Below are 17,120 nucleotides of genomic sequence, written 5' to 3'. Positions count from 1 at the left end.
GCTATCCACCCCCGAGCTTGGCGTTGATCGCCGCGCGGCCGATTTCCGCCGCGACGGTACCGCCGGTGGCCGCGAGCCCGCGGTTGCCACCGTCTTCGACGATGACGGCGACCGCGATCTGCGGGTCGTTCGCCGGGGCGAAACCGGTGTACCAGGCGTGCGGTGCGGTGTTCTTGGAGTCCGTGCCGTGTTCGGCGGTGCCGGTCTTCGACGCGATCTGGATGTCCGCGCGCTTGCCGCCGCCCTTGGTGAAGCCCTCGGAAGCGATCATCATGTCCTTGAGGATCGCGGCGTTCGACGACGAAAGTGCCGCCGTGCCGGTGAGCTCGGTGGGGCTGTAGTCCTCGATGGTCGACAGGTCCGGCGCCAGCACCGACTGCACGAGCTGCGGCTTCATCGCCATCCCGCCGTTGGCCACGGTGGCCGCGAGCAGGCAGTCCTGCAGTGGCGTGAGCCGGACGTCGCGCTGGCCGATGCCGCTCTGGTAGAGCGCGCCCTGCGAGTCGAGCGGGCCGACCGTCGACGGCGCGACCTTCATCGGCACGGTCAGGTCGGTCTGCCCGATGCCGAAGTTCGCCGCCGTCTTCTTCATCTTGTCCGCGCCGAGCTGGCCGGCGAACTGCGCGAACGGCACGTTGCAGGAGTGCGCGAGCGCGTCCTTGAACGTGGTGCCCGGGCACGCGGCGCCGGCGTAGTTCTCCAGCGTCACGCTGGTGCCGGGGAGCTTCGTGTTCGGCGCCGGGTCGACCGGGGTGTCCGGGCCCTTGCCGTCCTCGAGCACGGCCGCCGCGGTGACGAGCTTGAACGTCGAACCCGGCGGGTAGGTCTCGGAGATCGCCCGGTTCAGCATGGGCTTCTTCGGGTCCTTGTTGTTCGCGTTCCAGGCGTCGGTCTGCGCCTTCGACGTGTGCGAAGCCAGCTTGTTCGGGTCGTACGACGGCGTCGAGACCATCGCCAGGATCCGGCCGGTCTTCGGCTCCAGCGCGACGACGGAGCCGGTGTAGCCCTTCTGCGTCATCAGGTCGTACGCGGCCTTCTGCACGGCCGGGTCGATGGTCAGCCGGACGTTGCCGCCGCTGGGGTCGCGGCCGGTGACCATGTCCGAGAGCCGCCGCACGAACAGCCGCGGGTCGGAGCCGTTCAGGACGTCGTCCTCGGAGCGCTCGAGGCCGCCGGCGCCGTAGTTGATCGAGTAGTAGCCGGTGACCGGCGCGTACATCGGGCCGTCGGCGTAGGTCCGGATGTACTTGTACTTGTCGTTGGACGGGTCGACGCTGGCCAGCACCTCGCCGTTGGCCTGCGACACGATCTTGCCGCGCTGGCGGGCGAACTCGTCGTAGAGCACGCGCGCGTTGCGCGAGTCGGTGCGGTAGTCGTCGGCCTTCACCACCTGGATGTAGGTGGCGTTGGCCAGCAGCAGGACGACCATGACGAGCATCGCCATGCCGACCTTGCGGAGCGGGGTGTTCATGCCTGCGCGCCCCCGTCCGCCGGCGGGCGCTGCACGAGCACCGTGTGCGCTTCCGCGATCGGCGCCTGGGGCTGCTGCTGCGGCTTCGGGCGGGCGGCCGGCTTGCGGGCGGCGTCGGAGATCCGGAGCAGCAGCGCGACCAGGATGTAGTTCGCGAGCAGCGACGAGCCGCCCTTGGACAGGAAGGGCGCGGTGATACCGGTCTCCGGGATGAGTTTCGTGACCCCGCCGACGACGACGAAGATCTGCATGACCATGGTGAACGCGAGCCCGCCGCCGAGCAGCTTGCCGAACGTGTCGCGCACCGCGAGCGCGCTGCGCATGCCGCGCATCGCGACCAGCAAGTACAGCATCAGGACGGCGGCCAGCCCGATGAAGCCGAGCTCTTCGCCGATCGACGCGGTGATGAAGTCGGTGTTGGCCTCGGGCACCATGTCCGGCCGGCCGGCGCCGAGCCCGGTGCCGCCGACGCCGCCGGTGCCGAGCCCGAACAGGCCTTGGGCGAGCTGGTAACCGCCGCCCGCCTCGTCGTAGGTGGCCAGCGGGTCCAGCCAGTTCGCGACGCGCTGCTGGACGTGCCCGAAGAGGTTGTAGGCGATGACGCAGCCGACCGCGAAGAAGCTCAGGCCGAGGACGACCCAGATGGCCCGCTCGGTCGCGACGTACAGCATCACGAGGATGACGCTGAAGAACAGCAGCGAGGTGCCGAGGTCCTTCTCGAACACCAGGATGCCGATGCAGACGAACGCGGCGATGAGGATCGGGCCGAGGTCGCGGGCGCGCGGCAGCTCGACGCCGACGAGCCGCTTTCCCGCCACCATGAACAGGTCCCGCTTCGACACCAGGAACGAAGCGAAGAAGACCATCAGCAGGATCTTCGCGAACTCGCCCGGCTGGATCGAGAAGAACGGCAGCTTCAGCCACACCTTGGCGCCGTTGACCTCGGAGAGGCTCGACGGCAGCAGCGCGGGCAGCGCCAGCGCGACGATCCCGACCAGGCCCGCGGTGTAGCCGTAGCGGGTCAGGGTGCGGTGGTCGTTGACCACGACCAGCACGGCGACGAAGAACACCAGCGAGATCACCGTGAACAGGACCTGCGCGGTGACGGCGGGCGTGTAGTCCTTGCCGTTCTGCAGGGCCCGTTCGGCCAGCGCCAGGTCGATCCGGTGGATCATCACCAGGCCGATGCCGTTGAGCAGCGCGACGCAGGGGAGCAGCACCGGATCCGCGTACGGCGCCCACTTGCGGACGGCGAGGTGCGCGGCGGCGAAGATGCCGAGGTAGGCCAGCCCGAGCCAGAGGATCGAGGCGGTGAGCTCCTGCTCCTGGTTCGCCTCGACGAGCACCAGCGCGATCGTGACGATGAACGCCGCGAAGCCCAGCAGGACGAGCTCGGTGTTGCGCCGGGTCGGGACCTCGCGCGGCGGGTTCGTCTGGAACTGCGCGGCGAGCGGTTCGGCGGAACGCGCGACGGGCTGGCCCATCAGTTACCGCCTCCCGTCGTCGGTGCCGTCGAACTCGGCGTCGAGCAGTCCCTCCCCGCTGGCTGGTTCGCCGACGATGGAGCGGTGGAACCGGCCGGTGCCGTCGGAGTGGTCGTCGGCGAGACCGGGTTGGTCGGCGTCGGCGAGGTCTGACCGCCCGTCGGCGCGCAGTTGTTCAGGCGCTTGTGCAGCTGCAGGAAGTCGTCGATGTACTTCCGGGCGTCGTCGAGGCTGTCCTTCTTGACGCCGTTCTGCACCGCCAGCCGCGCGTCCTCCTGGAGCTGGTCGACGCGCAGCTTGTCCGTGCACACCTGGTTGGGCGGGCAGGAGCCCTGCTCGTAGGTGTGCAGGTCGATGCCGAGGATGCTGCCGGGGACGCCGCGGTAGATCACGACTTCCTCGTCCGCACCTTCGCCGACATAGTACTGACTCAGCACGAAGTACCGGGTGGCGATGGCGGCCGCGGCGAGCACCACTAGGACCACCAGCGCGCCGGCGAGCCAGCGGAACCGCTTCCGGCGCTTGGCTTTCGGGTCTTCGGTCGGCTGCGGGAGCTCCGGGCGCTGCTGCGGCGGCGGCTGGGTCAGCGCCCTGGCCCGCGCCGCGGGCGAATCACCCTGGTGCAGCTCGTCGCTGCCGTCCCCGGCGGCGCCGCCCACGATGGGCGCGTCTTCGCCGAAGTCGACGTCGACCACGTCGGCGATGATCACGGTCACGTTGTCCGTGCCGCCGCCCTTGAGCGCCAGCTCGATCATCCGGTCCGCGCACTGCTGCGGGTCCGGGATCTGCACGGCTTCGGTGAGCGTCTCGTCGCTGACCATGCCGGACAGGCCGTCCGAGCAGATCAGGTACCGGTCGCCGGCGCGGGCTTCGCGCACGGTCAGGCTCGGTTCCACCTCGTGCCCGGTGAGCGCCTTGAGCAGCAGCGACCGCTGCGGGTGCACCGCCGCCTCTTCCGGCGTGATGCGGCCCTGTTCGAGGAGTTCGTTGACGAAGCTGTCGTCGCGCGTGATCTGCGCGAACTGACCGCCACGGAGCAGGTACGCCCGCGAGTCGCCGACGTGCACCAGGCCCAGGCGCGTGCCCGCGAAGAGCACCGCGGTGAGCGTCGTGCCCATGCCGTCGAGATCGGGGTCCTGCGAGACGAGTTCGGCGATGGCGGCGTTGCCGTTGGCCACCGCCTCCCGGAGCTGGGCGAGGAGGTCGTCGCGCGGTTCGTCGTCGTCGAGGGGAGCGAGGGAGGCGATGACGACCTTGCTGGCCACTTCACCCGCCGCGTGGCCACCCATCCCGTCGGCGAGCGCGAGCAGGCGAGGGCCGGCGTACACGGAGTCCTGGTTGCTCGAACGCACCAGGCCCCGGTCGCTGCGGGCTGCGTAGCGGAGGACGAGAGTCATGGGCGAAGCTCGATCACCGTCTTGCCGATCCGGATGGGGACTCCGAGCGGGACCCGGAGGGGTGCAGTGACCTTAGCCCGGTCGAGATACGTCCCGTTCGTCGAGCCCAGATCTTCCACGTACCAGTCCTCACCGCGCTGGGCGATCCGCGCGTGCCGGGTCGACGCGTAGTCGTCGTCGAGCACCAACGTGGAGTCGTCGGCCCGGCCGATCAGGATCGGCCGGCCGTCCAGCGCGATGCGCGTCCCCGCCAGTGCGCCGTGGGTGACCAGCAGCTGCTGCGGGGACTTGCTGTTGCGCGGCTTCTTCTCCTTCTTGCGCCCGAAGGTCGGAACCTGGACGCGCATGCCCGATGCCGCGTAGAGGTCCGAGCGGACGACTCTGAGCGCGGCGAACACGAAGAGCCAGAGCAGCACGAGGAAGCCCACCCTGGTGAGTTGTACGACCAGCTCTGGCACTTGGTGTGTCCGCTCCCGACTCGTCCGTGCAGCCGCGGCGCGGGTACGCCGCGGTCCCCCCGCACGTCAATTCTGCGGGAACAGTATTCCGTGCCCCGAGTCAGCCCTGTGTACGGAACACGAGGGACGAATGGCCCACCCGGATGACGTCGCCGTCGGCGAGCTGCCAGGTCTGGACCGGAGTCCCGTTCACGGTCGTGCCGTTGGTCGAACCGATGTCGGCGAGCGTCGCGCTCTGGCCGTCCCAGGTGATCTCCAGGTGCCGGCGGGAGACACCGGTGTCCGGGAGGCGGAAGTCCGCGTCCTGGCCGCGGCCCACGACGTTCCCGCCCTGCTTCAGCGAGTACGTGCGGTTCGAGCCGTCGTCCAGCTGCAGGCTCGCCGCGAGCTGACGGCCCGCCGCGGGCGGGGCGTAGCCGCCCTGCTGCTGCGCGTACGGGTCGGCGGCCGGCTGGCCGTACGCCTGCTGCTGGCCGTACTGGTCGTACCCGGCCTGCTGCTGGCCGCCGTACTGGTCGTACCCGCCCTGCTGCTGGCCGCCGTACTGGTCGTAGCCGCCCTGCTGGGGCTGGGCGTAGCCGCCCTGGTCGTAACCGCCCTGCTGGGGCTGGGCGTAGCCGCCCTGGTCGTAGCCCGGCTGCTGCTGGCCGCCGTACTGGTCGTAGCCGCCCTGCTGGGGCTGGGCGTAGCCGCCCTGGTCGTAACCGGCCTGCTGCTGGCCGTACTGGTCGTAACCACCACCCGGCTGCTGCTGGCCGTACTGGTCGTAGCCGCCCTGCTGCTGGCCATAACCCTGGTCGTACCCGGGCTGCTGGCCACCCTGCTGTCCGTAGCCGTACTGGCCCTGCTGGCCGTACGGGTCACCCTGGTCGTATTGGCCGTAGCCGGGGGGCTGGCTCATTGCTGGGTCTCCTGCGTTGCTGGGTCGTGCCGACCGCGGTGAACCGGCGGCCGCGGGGCGGGCGTCGGGATCGACGGACGAACGGGTCTTGAACTGTCCAGTATGCAGCGCCTCGTTGCGCTCGAGTGATACGACGACGTCACCATAGGTGTCCAGGCCTTCGGCGGCGAGGTGTTCCGCCACCGCCTCGGCCAGCACCTGGGTGACCCGCTGCTCGTCACCGGCCATGCGCTCGTGGTCAGCCGTCCCCAAGGACACGATGTAGTGATTCGGGGCGAGCTGCCGACCGCCTGCCAGCTCACGAACGTTCTCCTCACTCTCCCGCTCCAGGGCGATCGCCACTTCCTGCGTGACGACGTTGCCACCGAACATGCGCGCGAAAGTGTTCCCCACCAGGTTCTCGAGTCGCCTGTCGAATCTCTCGGCGCGGCCCACCGGGGAAAACCTCCTTCACGCTCGTGCTTCCGCATCGATCCTATCCGGGTGAGCGAGCCTCTACACGGCCCCCGGTGAAACCCGTTCAAACCACCTGCTAGTCTTCTCCTCGCTGTCAGAGAAGCACTCGGGCGAGTGGCGGAATGGCAGACGCGCACGGTTCAGGTCCGTGTGTCCGAAAGGACGTGAGGGTTCAACTCCCTCCTCGCCCACGCTGTTCAAGGGGCCGGTCGCTTGCGCGACCGGCCCCTTTCCCGTTGGCCCGATCTCTCCCGGGGGGCCGAGCCCCCCGGACCCCCCACGGCGCCTCACGTGCGGCTTCCAGCTTGGTCCGGTGGGGAATGTCACGGGGGTTTGGGTTGTTCGCCCTGGGCGAAGTTACGCCGTGTGGGTGGCTATCCAGTCCGCTATCACGTCCGCTCGGCTCGTCGTTTCGATGCCCGCGTGGGGGCAGCCCGGGCCCGTTGCCTCCAGGGCGACCAGTTTGCCGCCCGTGAAGTACGGGGCTCCCGAGTCGTACGTGCACGCGCTCGTCGTGATCTCCGGGGCCGCGCCGCGGACACCCAGCGTGGCCGGGTCCACCTTCGCCACCGCCACCGTGCCCTGCTGCATGCGGATCGCCGGCTTGGGGTCGGTGCCCGTCAGGCTGCCCCAGCCGGCCAGGGTCAGCTGCTGGCCGACCTTCGGGACCGCGCGGCTCACCGCCAGCGGGGGCACCGTCGTCACCGGGGTGTCCAAGCGGATCAGCGCGACGTCGTTCTCCTTCGCCTGGAGGACCTCGGTCGCCTTGCGGGCCACGCCCGATTCGACCGCTTCGTCGACCAGGCCCAGCGTCACCGTCGTCGGGTACGGGACCTTGCCCGCGACGCGGTTGCGGTTGGCGTCGTGGAAGCAGTGCCCGGTCGTCAGCACCCAGGCCGGTGCGATCAGCGCGCCGGTGCAATAACTGCTGTACGTGGAGCCGTCCGGGCGCGGGATCTTCGTCATCGAAAGCTTCGCGACGTTCCCGAACTGCCCCGGTGGGACGTCGGTGCCGTGGGCGACGGCCCAGGCCGTCGGTGCGGTGGTGATGGTCAGGACAGCAGCAGCGAGCAGGGCGCGCAGGCGCATTCTTCCCCTTCGTCGAGTCGACATCGACGTTCGACGTTAGGGCCGCCGCGGCCAGCGGGGAATTCCCTGGCCGGGCGTCACCCGATGTCGTACCCGGGTGACGCCCGGACGGTGGTCAGCCGAGGTGCGAAGCGATCCAATCCGCCACGACGTCCACCCGGGAGGTCGTCTCGAGCTGGTTGTGGGGGCAGTCCGGGCCGGTCGACTCGACGGACACCAGCTGCCCGCCGGTGCCGCCCGCGACGAAGTACGGCGCGCCCGAGTCGTACACGCACGCGCTCGTGGTCGTCGTCGGGGCGACGCCCTGCACGCCGAGCGTCGAGGTGGCCACCTGGCCGACCTTCACCGTGCCCTGCTGCAGCTTCGTCGACGGCGCCGGGTTGGTGGCGGTGAGGCTGCCCCAGCCGGCGAGCGTCAGCAGCTGCCCGACCGACGGCGTGACGCGGTTGACGGTCAGCGGCGTGATGCCGGTGACGTCCGCGTCGAGGGTCGCGATCGCGATGTCGTTGGCGCTCGCCTGGTACACGGTGACGACGTTGCGCGTCACGCCCGGCGTGCTCTGGTTGACCGTGCCCAGCAGTACCGACGTCGGGTACGGCACCGGGCCGGAGACGCGGTTGCGGTTGGCGTCGTGGAAACAGTGCCCGGCGGTGATGATCCACTTCGCCGCGATCAGCGCGCCGGAGCACGCGCTGTTGTACTTCGTCCCGTCGGGCTTCGGGATGTTCGTCATGGTCAGCTTCGCGGCGAACCTGAACGTCCCCGCGGGGACGTCGGAACCGTTCGCCACGGCCGAAGCCGGCCCCGCCGTGGCGAGGCCGGCGGCCAGCGTCAAAAGGACAGCAGAGAACACAGCGCGTGCGCGCATCGGTGGATCCCCCTTGTCACGCACCGGCGGTCGAAGGCCGGTGATCACTTTCGAGGGTAGTGACGCCGGGGCGCGGGAAAAGACGCCGTTCAGCCCAAGTGCGAAGCGATCCAGTCCGCCACGACGTCGACGCGCGCGGTGGTTTCGGCCTGGTCGTGCGGGCAGTCCGGTCCGTCGCTTTCGACGGACACCAGACGTCCGCCGTTCTTGCCCGCCGGGACGAAGTACGGCGCACCGGAGTCGTAGGTGCAGGCGCTCGTCGTCGACGTCGGGGCGAAACCCTTCACGCCGACGTACTGCGGGTCGACGGTGGCCACCTTCATCAGGCCCTGCTGGAGCTTCGTGCCCGGCGTCGGGTCGACGGCGGTGAGGCTGCCCCAGCCCGCCAGCACGACCTTCTGGTCCACCACCGGCGTCCTGCGGTTGATCATCAGCGGCTCGATGCCGGACACGGCCTTGTCGAGCTCCGCGATCGCGATGTCGTTGCTCGGCGACTGGTACACCGTCACGACGTTGCGGGTGACGCCCGGCTTGTCCACGGTGGTGGTGCCCAGCAGCACGGACGTCGGGTACGGCACCGGGCCGGAGACCGGGTTGCGGGCCGCGTCGTGGAAGCAGTGGCCGGCGGTGATGATCCACTTCTTGGCGATCAGGGAACCCGAGCAGGCGCTGTTGTACTTGCTGCCGTCGGGCTTCGGGATGTCGGTCATGGTGAGCTTCGCGGCGAACTTGAACGTCCCCTGCGGGACGTCGGCGCCGTTGGCCACGGCCGAAGCCGGTGCCGCGGTCACGACCGCCGCGGCGAGCGCGAAGAAGGTTGCGGAAAGGAGTGCGCGAGCGCGCATCGGATCCCCCCTGTGCGGGTCGGCGGTGGCGAGCTCTTCCCGCCACCGCCGGACAACCTAGTTCACGCCGACCAGGTCGACGACGAAGATCAAGGTCTCGCCGGGCTTGATGACGCCGCCCGCGCCGCGGTCGCCGTAGGCCAGGTGCGGCGGGATGACGAGCTTGCGCCGTCCGCCGATCTTCATGCCCGCGACACCCTGGTCCCAGCCGGCGATGACCTGACCGGCGCCCAGGCCGAAGCGCAGCGGCTCACCGCGGTCCCACGAAGCGTCGAACTGCTCACCCGAAGAGTGCGAGACGCCGACGTAGTGCACGGTGACGGTGGTGCCGGCCGTGGCTTCGGCGCCGTCACCGACGGTGAGGTCGGTGATCTCGAGGTCGGCCGGCGCAGGTCCGTCCGGGCGGTCGATTTGGGGCTTTTCCAAGGTCATGGGGGTCACCGTACCGACGCGTGAGGGGCTGCGCCGATCGGCCTACACCCAACGAGGGAAAAACGCGAAAACTCTTCACACTTGTCCTACTGCTCGGTAGCGTGCGCTTCGTCACTCTTCTGAGCTGAGGGGAGCCCGGTATGCGACGAGGCATCCGAGCCTTGACCTTCACGGCGCTGGGGGCCCTCGTGGCCGGGCTGACCCAAGTCGCCGTCACCGCGCCGGCCGCGCAAGCGGCCGTGTCGCCCGACGACTACTGCGGCGGGCAGTGCAGCGACATCCTGCCGCCCGGCGAGAACGGCAACGCGACCCTCGCCGACATCCTGGCGCACAAGGTGCTCGGCACCCGTCCGGCGCACGCGGCCGACCAGCTCGGGAAGTACTCGTCCCTGGCGAACGGCTACAAGACGCTGACCACCGGCGCGATCAACCAGTACTTCAACGACTCGTCGTTCGGCGTCGCCGCCGACCAGGTCGCGAGCACGAGCAAGCCGCGCGCGGACGTGACGATCGTGCGGGACAAGGCGCTCGGCGTCCCGCACATCACCGGGACCACCCGGTCCGGCACCGAGTTCGGCGCCGGCTACGCCGCCGCGCAGGACCGGCTGTGGCTGATGGACGTCCTGCGCCACGCCGCGCGCGGGCAGGTCACCCCGTTCGCCGGCGGCGCGGAAGCCAACCGCGAGCTGGAGCAGCAGTTCTTCTCGAACGCGCCCTACACCGAAGCCGAGCTGCAGCAGCAGATCGACCGCGTCGCGAGCAACGGCCCGCGCGGCGCGCAGGGCCTCGCCGACGCGCAGGCCTACGTCGACGGCATCAACAAGTACATCAGCGACTCCTACAGCGGCCGGTACTTCCCGGGCGAGTACGTGCTCACCGGGCACGTCGACGCGATCACCAACGCCGGGTCGATCGACCCGTTCAAGCTGACCGACCTGGTGGCGCTCGCCTCGCTGGTCGGCGCCGAGTTCGGCGCGGGCGGCGGCGGCGAGGTGCAGAACGCGATCGCCAAGCTCGCGATGCAGGAGAAGTACGGCGTCGTCCAGGGCGAAAAGGTGTGGCAGAGCCTGCGTGCGGAGGACGACCCCGAAGCCGTCAAGACGCTGCACGACGGCCAGACGTTCCCGTACGGCAAGACGCCGGCCAACGCGGTCGGGCAGGCCCTGCCGGACAAGGGTTCGGTGACCGGGCAGCAGCTCGTGTTCGACAAGACCGGCTCGGCTTCGACCGCGACGCCGTCCACTGTGGACGTCGCCGCGCCCGCCGACCAGGAGCCCGCCCGCGGCATGTTCGAAGACGGCGTGCTGCCGGGCAACATGCTGAGCGAGAAGCACGGCATGTCCAACGCGCTGCTCGTCTCCGGCGCCAAGACCGCCAGCGGCCACCCGGTCGCCGTGTTCGGCCCGCAGACCGGGTACTTCGCCCCGCAGCTGCTGCTGTTGCAGGAACTGCAGGGCCCGGGCATCAGCTCGCGCGGCGCGGCCTTCGCCGGCCTGAGCATGTACACGCTCCTCGGGCGCGGGCAGGACTACTCGTGGAGCGCGACGACGTCGGCGCAGGACATCATCGACACCTACGCGCTGACGCTGTGCGACCCGAGCGGCAAGGCGCCGACGAAGGACTCGAACTACTACACCTGGCAAGGCCAGTGCATCCCGATGGAGACCGTCGAGGTCAAGAACGCCTGGAAGCCGACCGTGGCCGACGGGACCGCGGCGGGCTCGTACACCCTGCGCAGCTACCGGACGAAGTACGGGCCGGTGCAGAGCCGGGCGACGGTCGGCGGCAAGCCGGTGGCGTACGCGGCGCTGCGCTCGTCCTACTTCCACGAGGTCGACTCGCTGATCGGCTTCCAGGAGCTGAACGACCCGGGCTTCGTCAAGTCCGCGGCGGACTTCCAGAAGGCCGCGGCCGACATCAACTACACGTTCAACTGGTTCTACGCCGACTCGAAGGACATCGCCTACTTCAACTCGGGCAGCAACCCGTCCCGGCAGTCCGATGTGGACCCGAACATGCCGGTGTGGGGCGACCAGGGCCACGACTGGAACGGCTGGAACCCCAGCGGCAACCAGGCGACCTACACGCCCGCGTCGCAGCACCCGCAGTCGGTCAACCAGGACTACTACGTCAGCTGGAACAACGCGCAGGCCAACGGTTACGCGGCGGCGGGCGCGGACAAGTCCGCCGTGCACCGCGTCGACCTGCTCGACTCGCGCGTGAAGAAGCTGATCTCCAGCGGCACCAAGGTCACCCGGGTCAACCTGACCCAAGCGATGGAGGAAGCGGCGCTGTCCGACCTGCGCGCCGAGCGCGTGCTGCCGCTGCTGCTGCAGGTGCTCGACAAGACGCCGACCACCGGGGCGGCCGCGGACGCCGAGGCGAAGCTCAAGACGTGGCTCTCCCACGGGCAGCTGCGCACCGAAACCGCCGCCGGCAGCAAGGCGTACACGGACGCGGACGCGATCCGCATCTTCGACGCCTGGTGGCCGCTGCTCGTCCAGGCCGAGTTCAAGCCGGGCATGGGCGACGACGCCTACAACGCGATGACCGGCGTGCTCGGCATCAACGAAAGCCCGTCCGGCTGGCAGAACGGCGACGGCCGGCACACCGGCCAGCCGCACAAGGGCTCGTCGTTCCAGTTCGGCTGGTGGGGCTACGTCAGCAAGGACATCCGGCAGGTGCTCGGCCAGCCGGTGGCCGGCCCGCTCGGCCAGACGTTCTGCGGGGCCGGCAACGTCACGACGTGCCGCCAGGCGCTCGTCGACTCGCTGACCACCGCCGCCGGCCAGGCCGCGAGCACCGTCTACCCCGGTGACGCGTCCTGCTCGGCCGGTGACCAGTGGTGCGCCGACACGATCGTCCACAACCCGCTGGGCGGCATCACGCAGGACAAGATCAGCTGGCAGAACCGCCCGACGTTCCAGCAGGTCGTCGAGTACTCCGCGCACCGCGGCGACAACATCGCGAACCTCGCGCCGGGGAAGACGGTCAGCGCCACCAGCGCCGAGACCGGCCTCTACAACTCGCCGGCGTCGAACGCGATCGACGGCAACGCCTCGACCCGCTGGGCCAGCGACTGGAGCGACGACCAGGCGATCACCGTCGACCTCGGTTCGGTCCAGCAGGTCAGCCGGGTGCTGCTGAGCTGGGAGAAGGCGTACGGGAAGAGCTACCGGATCCAGCTCTCCCCGGACGCGGTGCACTGGACGGACGCGGCTTCGGTCACCGACGGCGACGGCGGGCAGGACAACGTCTCGTTCGCCACGACCCAGGCCCGGTTCGTCAAGCTGCAGGGCGTCCAGCGCGGCACGAAGTACGGCTACTCGCTCTACGAGTTCGAGGTGTACGCCCACTGAGACCAGGCCGGGCCGTTCGCGGACGCGCGGGCGGCCCGGCCTCCCCACCCGGGCGCCGGGTTACCGTGATCGCATGGACGACTGGACGCCCCGCACCAAGGCCATCGCGGCCGGCCGCCCGCACGGCCCTGGCGAACCCCTCAACACCCCGCTCGTCGCCACCAGCACGTACCAGGCCGGTGGCGATTTCGTGTACGCGCGCGGGGACGGCACGCCGACCTGGCTGGCCCTCGAAGAAGCCGTCGGGGCGCTGGAAGGCGGGTACGCGACGGCGTTCGCGTCCGGCGTCGCCACCCTCTCCGCCGTGCTGGACCTGCTGCCGGTCGGGTCGCGGGTCGTCGTGCCGACGTTCAGCTACGCCGTGACGCGCGGGGTGCTGGCCCACGCGCAGAAGCTCGGCAAGCTCGCCGTCACCGAGCTCGAGCCGACCGACACCGAGGCCTGGGTCGCCGAGGCCGCGACCGCCGACCTGGTCTGGCTCGAGTCGCCGACCAACCCCACTCTCGACGTGATGGCGATCGAGACCATCGCCGCCGCCGCGCGCGGGCGGGTCGTCGTCGACAACACCTTCGCGACGCCGTTGCTGCAGCGGCCGCTCGAACTCGGCGCCGACGTCGTCGTGCACAGCGCGACCAAGGCCATCGGCGGGCACAGCGACCTGCTGCTCGGCATCACCGTGGCCAAGGACCCGGCGGTCGCCGAGGAGCTGAAGGGCGCGCGGACCCGCGTCGGGTCGACGCCGGGCGCGCTGGAGGCGTGGCTCGCCCTGCGCGGCCTGCGGACCATGCCGGTCCGGCTGGCGGAGCAGTCCCGCACCGCCGCGCTGCTGGCCGGGCGCCTCGCCGGGCACCCCGCCGTCCGGCGCGTGCGGTACCCGGGCTTCGGGATGATGGTCGCGTTCGACTTGGCCGACGCCGAGACGGCCGACGCCTTCTGCGCGGGCGTCCGGCTGATCCGGTCGGCGACCAGCCTCGGCGGCGTCGAAAGCCTGGTCGAACGGCGGGCCTGGCTCGCCGGCGAGGAACGCGTGCCGCCCGGGCTCATCAGGTTCAGCGTCGGTTTGGAGGATCCCGAGGACCTTTGGTGGGATCTGCGGTTCGCCCTCCCGGAGTAACACGGACGGGTGATGCCTCGATAGTCCGGCATCGCAGTCCTCGCCGTTGGGAGTCCGTCGTGGGTAGAACGCTGAGCCGGGTCGCGGGCATCGTGTCCGCGGGTGCGCTGATCACCGCCGCCACCGCACCGGCCGCACTGGCCCAGACGGACACCACGGCACCGGAGACGACCACGACGACGTCGTCCGAAACGACGACCACCACGGCGCCGAGCACGACCGGGACCACGACGACGGCACCGTCCACCTCGGAGACCACCGGGACCACCACGACGCCGTCGGTGACCGGCCCGGTGAAGACCGACGCCCCCGACCCGGCCACCAGCACGACGGCGACGAGCGAGCCGCCGAAGGACGACTACCAGGACAACGTCGGGCACGGGTTCGTCGGCCTCGGCGGCGAAGGCGTCCTGGTCATCGCCTGCGCGGCCGGGCGCCCGGGCGACGTCGCGACCCAGTACCTGAGCGTCACCGGCGGCCCGGACCAGGACGAGGCCGACGGCCGCTACTGGAACTACTCCGTGCGCGTGGTCGACGCCCCGGCCGGCACCACGACCGCGAAGTTCAGCTGGACCTGCGCCGGCGTCGAGGGCAACGGCGTGGTCGAGTTCGAGCAGGAGCAGCCGCCGGTCACCAGCACTTCGTCGTCGAGCACCGTGCCGTCCAGCACCGCCCCGGTCACCACGGCGACGTCCGCCACGACGACGTCGACGTCCGCCACGACGACGTCGACGTCGGCCGCGCCGGGCAGCAGCGCCCCGAAGGCCCAGGTCAAGGTCGCGCCCAAGGGCGGGGTCGAGACGGGCTTCGGCGGCACGGCCTGGTGAGCGCCCGGCGGGCGGGTGCCGCAGTCGCCCTCGTGCTGGCGCTCGCCGCCTGCAGCACCCCGGAGCAGCCGAAAGCCGCCGCCCCGGTGCCCCCTTCGGCACCGGTGACGGTGCCGTTCAAGGGACTCCGGCCGACGTCGGTGAAGATCCCGAAGATCGGCGCGGAGTCCAGCCTGCTCGCGGTCGCGGTCAAGCCCGACGGCGCGATCTCCGTCCCGTCGGTGCACACGCCGATGCAGGCGGCCTGGTACAAGCTCTCGCCGGTGCCCGGGGACGTCGGCCCGGCGATCGTGCTCGGCCACGTCGACGGCGACAAGAAGCCCGGAATCTTCTTCAAGCTCAAGGACCTCGTGCCGGGCGACGAAGTGGACGTCGACCGCAGCGACGGCAAGAAGCTGAAGTTCGTCGTCGACCGCGTCACGCAGGTCCCGAAGGACACGTTCCCGCGCGAAGCCGTGTACGGCAACAGCGACAAGCCCGAGCTGCGGCTGATCACGTGCGGCGGCGCGTTCGACCACGCCGAGCACTCCTACAAGGACAACATCGTCGTCTACGCGAATCTAGCCAACGCCTGAACCCGGGTACGGGAACTCCGGCTTCAGCGTCGTTCCCGGGCAGACCCAGCGGCGCATGCCGGCGTCGCACACCGCGTAACCCCAGTTGATCAGGTTGTCCTGCGTCTTCTCCGACATCCGGGCCAGCCGCGTCTTCGTCACGGCCAGCGCGCGGGTCCGCTCGACCGGCGCCGGCAGCGCGTCGGGCAGGTCGAAGTGCGAGATGTCGCTGTAGGTCGCCCAGTACGTCCCGGCGAAGTGCTTGTCCTGGTAGGACTTCAGCAGTGAGCCGGTGCGCAGCTCGCGGACCTGGTTGTCCATCACGGTCAGCACGCGGAACAGCTGCATCGGCCAGTTGTGGCTCGGCTTTTCCTCGTGCTTCATCTTCTTGCCCGCGTCGCTGACCAGGACGGTCGCGCGCTGGTTCTCGATCGGGTCCAGGCCGAGGTTGTCGTACACCCCGGCGTCGCTGAGCACGATCTTGCGGTCCGGCTGGTGCGGGTCCGGGATCACGACCGGCGAAAGCAGCGGCGGGAACGCCGACGACGCGGCCACCGCCGTCGCGAGCGGGATCTGCCCGTGCGGCCCGGCTTGGCGGAAGAACCACCACAGCGAGCCGTCCTGCAGGCTGGTCGCGGTGAACACGAAGTTCGGGCCGGCCGGATCGAGGTCCGCGAGGCGGCAGTCGCCGAAGAGGTGCTTCGCGTACCGGCGTGCGAGTTCTTCGCCCGCGCTGCGCCACGGCATGGCCAGCGCTTTCAGCGTCACCGGGATGTCGAGGTTCGTGCGTGCCAGTTTCCGCAGCGGCTGCACGACTTCCTTGCCGAAGTTCTCCGCGACGCCGTCTTCGCCGAAGTACAGCTTGTGCCACGCGTGCGCCAGCACCCCGGCCGCGATCGACCCGCCGGAAACGCTGGAAACGGTGGTCAGCTTCGGCAGCCAGCCGAGTTCGTTGAGGCGCCAGAGCGCGCCGGCGTGGAAGAGCATCGCCCGGTAACCACCCCCGGAAAGCGCGAGCCCGACACCGTCTCGTTTCGCCGCGTCCACCCGGCCGAGTCTAGGACCGCAGCAACGGCGCCAGCAGCGGGCGTTGCGGAGCGGGCACGTATTCGGCGTAGTTGTCGTACAACGCCTGTTTGGCCAGGTGCGCCGCGCCCGCGCCGTCGGCGGCCCGGATCGCGTCGAGCACTTCGGCGTGGTGCGCGAGCCAGGAGCGCATCAGCGACGTCCGGTCGCTGGCGTGCGCGAGCTTGTCCTCGATCAGTTCCAGCACGACCCCGCGCACGACTTCCTCGCTGACCACCAGGAGGGGATTGCGCGAGATCCGTGCGATGACTTCGTGGAACGCGACGTCCGCGCGGCTGAACTCCGCGTACCCGCGGGAGACGCCTTCGCGCATGGACTCCAACGCCGTGTCGAGACCGGCCAAGTCGTCTTCGGTGCGCAGCTCCGCCGCGAGCAGGTGGGCCGAGCCGTCGAGGATCATCCGGAACTGCAGGAGTTCGGCGAGCCCGACGTGGTTCGCCCGCGCGAGCCGGTGCATCGAGCGGTGCAACGCGGCGGGGGAGGCGGCCAGCACCTCGGGTCCACGCGGGTCGCCGGGCCGCGAGCGGATCATTTCGGCGGCCTGCAGCACGCGCAGGGCTTCCCGGATCGTCGAGCGGCCGACGCCGAACTGAGTCATCAGTTCGCGTTCGCTCGGCAGCCGCTCGCCCGGCTTGAGCTCGCCACTGATCACGGCCTGCTCGATCTGCTCGACGACCCGCTCGTACGCGCGGACCGGAGCCACCGGTTCGAACCGCATCCCTTGACCTCGTCGTCCCCGCAATGTCAGGCTACTGGTCAGACCAGTGTACTGACCTGGA

General features: G+C 70.2%; 15 protein-coding genes and 1 tRNA gene. 5 read left to right on the top strand and 11 right to left on the bottom strand.

Annotated features, from left to right (window positions below; translation table 11 throughout):
- Position 1: 1 nt before the first annotated feature.
- From MUY14_RS36400 to MUY14_RS36380, 5 genes are all read right to left on the bottom strand, one after another.
- On the bottom strand, positions 2–1,471 hold the full coding sequence (locus MUY14_RS36400; protein ID WP_247016162.1) for a penicillin-binding protein 2: 1,470 nt from the start codon (positions 1,469–1,471) through the stop codon (positions 2–4).
- Positions 1,468–2,955, bottom strand: coding sequence for an FtsW/RodA/SpoVE family cell cycle protein (locus tag MUY14_RS36395; protein WP_247016160.1), 1,488 nt, complete (start codon positions 2,953–2,955; stop codon positions 1,468–1,470). The genes MUY14_RS36400 and MUY14_RS36395 overlap by 4 nt, the downstream gene beginning before the upstream one ends.
- Complete coding sequence (locus MUY14_RS36390; RefSeq protein WP_247016158.1) at positions 2,955–4,352, bottom strand: PP2C family serine/threonine-protein phosphatase; 1,398 nt, start codon at positions 4,350–4,352, stop codon at positions 2,955–2,957. Before MUY14_RS36390 ends, MUY14_RS36395 begins: the two co-directional genes overlap by 1 nt.
- Positions 4,349–4,810: an FHA domain-containing protein gene (locus MUY14_RS36385; RefSeq protein ID WP_003079002.1), complete on the bottom strand. Its 462-nt coding sequence runs from the start codon at positions 4,808–4,810 to the stop codon at positions 4,349–4,351. Before MUY14_RS36385 ends, MUY14_RS36390 begins: the two co-directional genes overlap by 4 nt.
- Before the next feature lie 100 nt (positions 4,811–4,910).
- On the bottom strand, positions 4,911–6,146 hold the full coding sequence (locus MUY14_RS36380) for a DUF3662 and FHA domain-containing protein (RefSeq protein ID WP_247016156.1): 1,236 nt from the start codon (positions 6,144–6,146) through the stop codon (positions 4,911–4,913).
- Between the two features lie 129 nt (positions 6,147–6,275).
- On the opposite strand from MUY14_RS36380, the gene MUY14_RS36375 reads away from it, so the two are divergent.
- Positions 6,276–6,358 (top strand) — tRNA-Leu (locus MUY14_RS36375).
- Between the two features lie 166 nt (positions 6,359–6,524).
- Here MUY14_RS36375 and MUY14_RS36370 read toward each other — a convergent pair.
- From MUY14_RS36370 to MUY14_RS36355, 4 genes are all read right to left on the bottom strand, one after another.
- On the bottom strand, positions 6,525–7,256 hold the full coding sequence (locus tag MUY14_RS36370; protein WP_247016154.1) for a trypsin-like serine protease: 732 nt from the start codon (positions 7,254–7,256) through the stop codon (positions 6,525–6,527).
- Between the two features lie 115 nt (positions 7,257–7,371).
- Positions 7,372–8,124 carry a trypsin-like serine protease gene (locus MUY14_RS36365; RefSeq protein ID WP_247016152.1) on the bottom strand — a complete coding sequence of 251 codons (753 nt, stop codon included), beginning with the start codon at positions 8,122–8,124 and terminating at the stop codon, positions 7,372–7,374.
- Positions 8,125–8,213: 89 nt separating this feature from the next.
- Positions 8,214–8,969, bottom strand: coding sequence for a trypsin-like serine protease (locus MUY14_RS36360; protein WP_247016150.1), 756 nt, complete (start codon positions 8,967–8,969; stop codon positions 8,214–8,216).
- 57 nt (positions 8,970–9,026) lie between these two features.
- Positions 9,027–9,401: an FKBP-type peptidyl-prolyl cis-trans isomerase gene (locus tag MUY14_RS36355; RefSeq protein WP_247016148.1), complete on the bottom strand. Its 375-nt coding sequence runs from the start codon at positions 9,399–9,401 to the stop codon at positions 9,027–9,029.
- Between the two features lie 140 nt (positions 9,402–9,541).
- Here MUY14_RS36355 and MUY14_RS36350 point away from each other — a divergent pair, with 140 nt between their 5' ends.
- From MUY14_RS36350 to MUY14_RS36335, 4 genes are all read left to right on the top strand, one after another.
- Positions 9,542–12,760: a penicillin acylase family protein gene (locus MUY14_RS36350; protein WP_247016146.1), complete on the top strand. Its 3,219-nt coding sequence runs from the start codon at positions 9,542–9,544 to the stop codon at positions 12,758–12,760.
- 73 nt (positions 12,761–12,833) lie between these two features.
- Positions 12,834–13,874, top strand: coding sequence for a PLP-dependent aspartate aminotransferase family protein (locus MUY14_RS36345; protein WP_247016144.1), 1,041 nt, complete (start codon positions 12,834–12,836; stop codon positions 13,872–13,874).
- Positions 13,875–13,933: 59 nt separating this feature from the next.
- Positions 13,934–14,701: a hypothetical protein gene (locus MUY14_RS36340; RefSeq protein ID WP_247016142.1), complete on the top strand. Its 768-nt coding sequence runs from the start codon at positions 13,934–13,936 to the stop codon at positions 14,699–14,701.
- A complete protein-coding gene (locus MUY14_RS36335; protein ID WP_247016140.1) occupies positions 14,698–15,276 on the top strand; it encodes a class F sortase in 579 nt (192 codons plus the stop codon). The genes MUY14_RS36340 and MUY14_RS36335 overlap by 4 nt, the downstream gene beginning before the upstream one ends.
- On the opposite strand, the gene MUY14_RS36330 is transcribed toward MUY14_RS36335, so the two are convergent.
- Complete coding sequence (locus tag MUY14_RS36330; protein ID WP_247016138.1) at positions 15,262–16,302, bottom strand: patatin-like phospholipase family protein; 1,041 nt, start codon at positions 16,300–16,302, stop codon at positions 15,262–15,264. The genes MUY14_RS36335 and MUY14_RS36330 overlap by 15 nt on opposite strands.
- 10 nt (positions 16,303–16,312) lie before the next feature.
- On the bottom strand, positions 16,313–17,059 hold the full coding sequence (locus tag MUY14_RS36325) for a FadR/GntR family transcriptional regulator (protein WP_247016136.1): 747 nt from the start codon (positions 17,057–17,059) through the stop codon (positions 16,313–16,315).
- Between the last annotated feature and the right edge of the window lie 61 nt (positions 17,060–17,120).

The organism is Amycolatopsis sp. FBCC-B4732 (assembly GCF_023008405.1).
GTDB classification, from domain to species: domain Bacteria; phylum Actinomycetota; class Actinomycetes; order Mycobacteriales; family Pseudonocardiaceae; genus Amycolatopsis; species Amycolatopsis pretoriensis_A.
The sequence above is the reverse complement of the archived record's forward strand: the minus strand, read 5'-3'. Positions and strand labels throughout refer to the sequence as shown.

Coding starts and splice junctions, on each gene's coding strand:
- MUY14_RS36400 (WP_247016162.1), bottom strand. CDS start 1,471: ATGAACACCCCGCTCCGCAAGGTCGGCATGGCGATGCTCGTCATGGTC.
- MUY14_RS36395 (WP_247016160.1), bottom strand. CDS start 2,955: ATGGGCCAGCCCGTCGCGCGTTCCGCCGAACCGCTCGCCGCGCAGTTC.
- MUY14_RS36390 (WP_247016158.1), bottom strand. CDS start 4,352: ATGACTCTCGTCCTCCGCTACGCAGCCCGCAGCGACCGGGGCCTGGTG.
- MUY14_RS36370 (WP_247016154.1), bottom strand. CDS start 7,256: ATGCGCCTGCGCGCCCTGCTCGCTGCTGCTGTCCTGACCATCACCACC.
- MUY14_RS36365 (WP_247016152.1), bottom strand. CDS start 8,124: ATGCGCGCACGCGCTGTGTTCTCTGCTGTCCTTTTGACGCTGGCCGCC.
- MUY14_RS36360 (WP_247016150.1), bottom strand. CDS start 8,969: ATGCGCGCTCGCGCACTCCTTTCCGCAACCTTCTTCGCGCTCGCCGCG.
- MUY14_RS36355 (WP_247016148.1), bottom strand. CDS start 9,401: ATGACCTTGGAAAAGCCCCAAATCGACCGCCCGGACGGACCTGCGCCG.
- MUY14_RS36350 (WP_247016146.1), top strand. CDS start 9,542: ATGCGACGAGGCATCCGAGCCTTGACCTTCACGGCGCTGGGGGCCCTC.
- MUY14_RS36345 (WP_247016144.1), top strand. CDS start 12,834: ATGGACGACTGGACGCCCCGCACCAAGGCCATCGCGGCCGGCCGCCCG.
- MUY14_RS36325 (WP_247016136.1), bottom strand. CDS start 17,059: ATGCGGTTCGAACCGGTGGCTCCGGTCCGCGCGTACGAGCGGGTCGTC.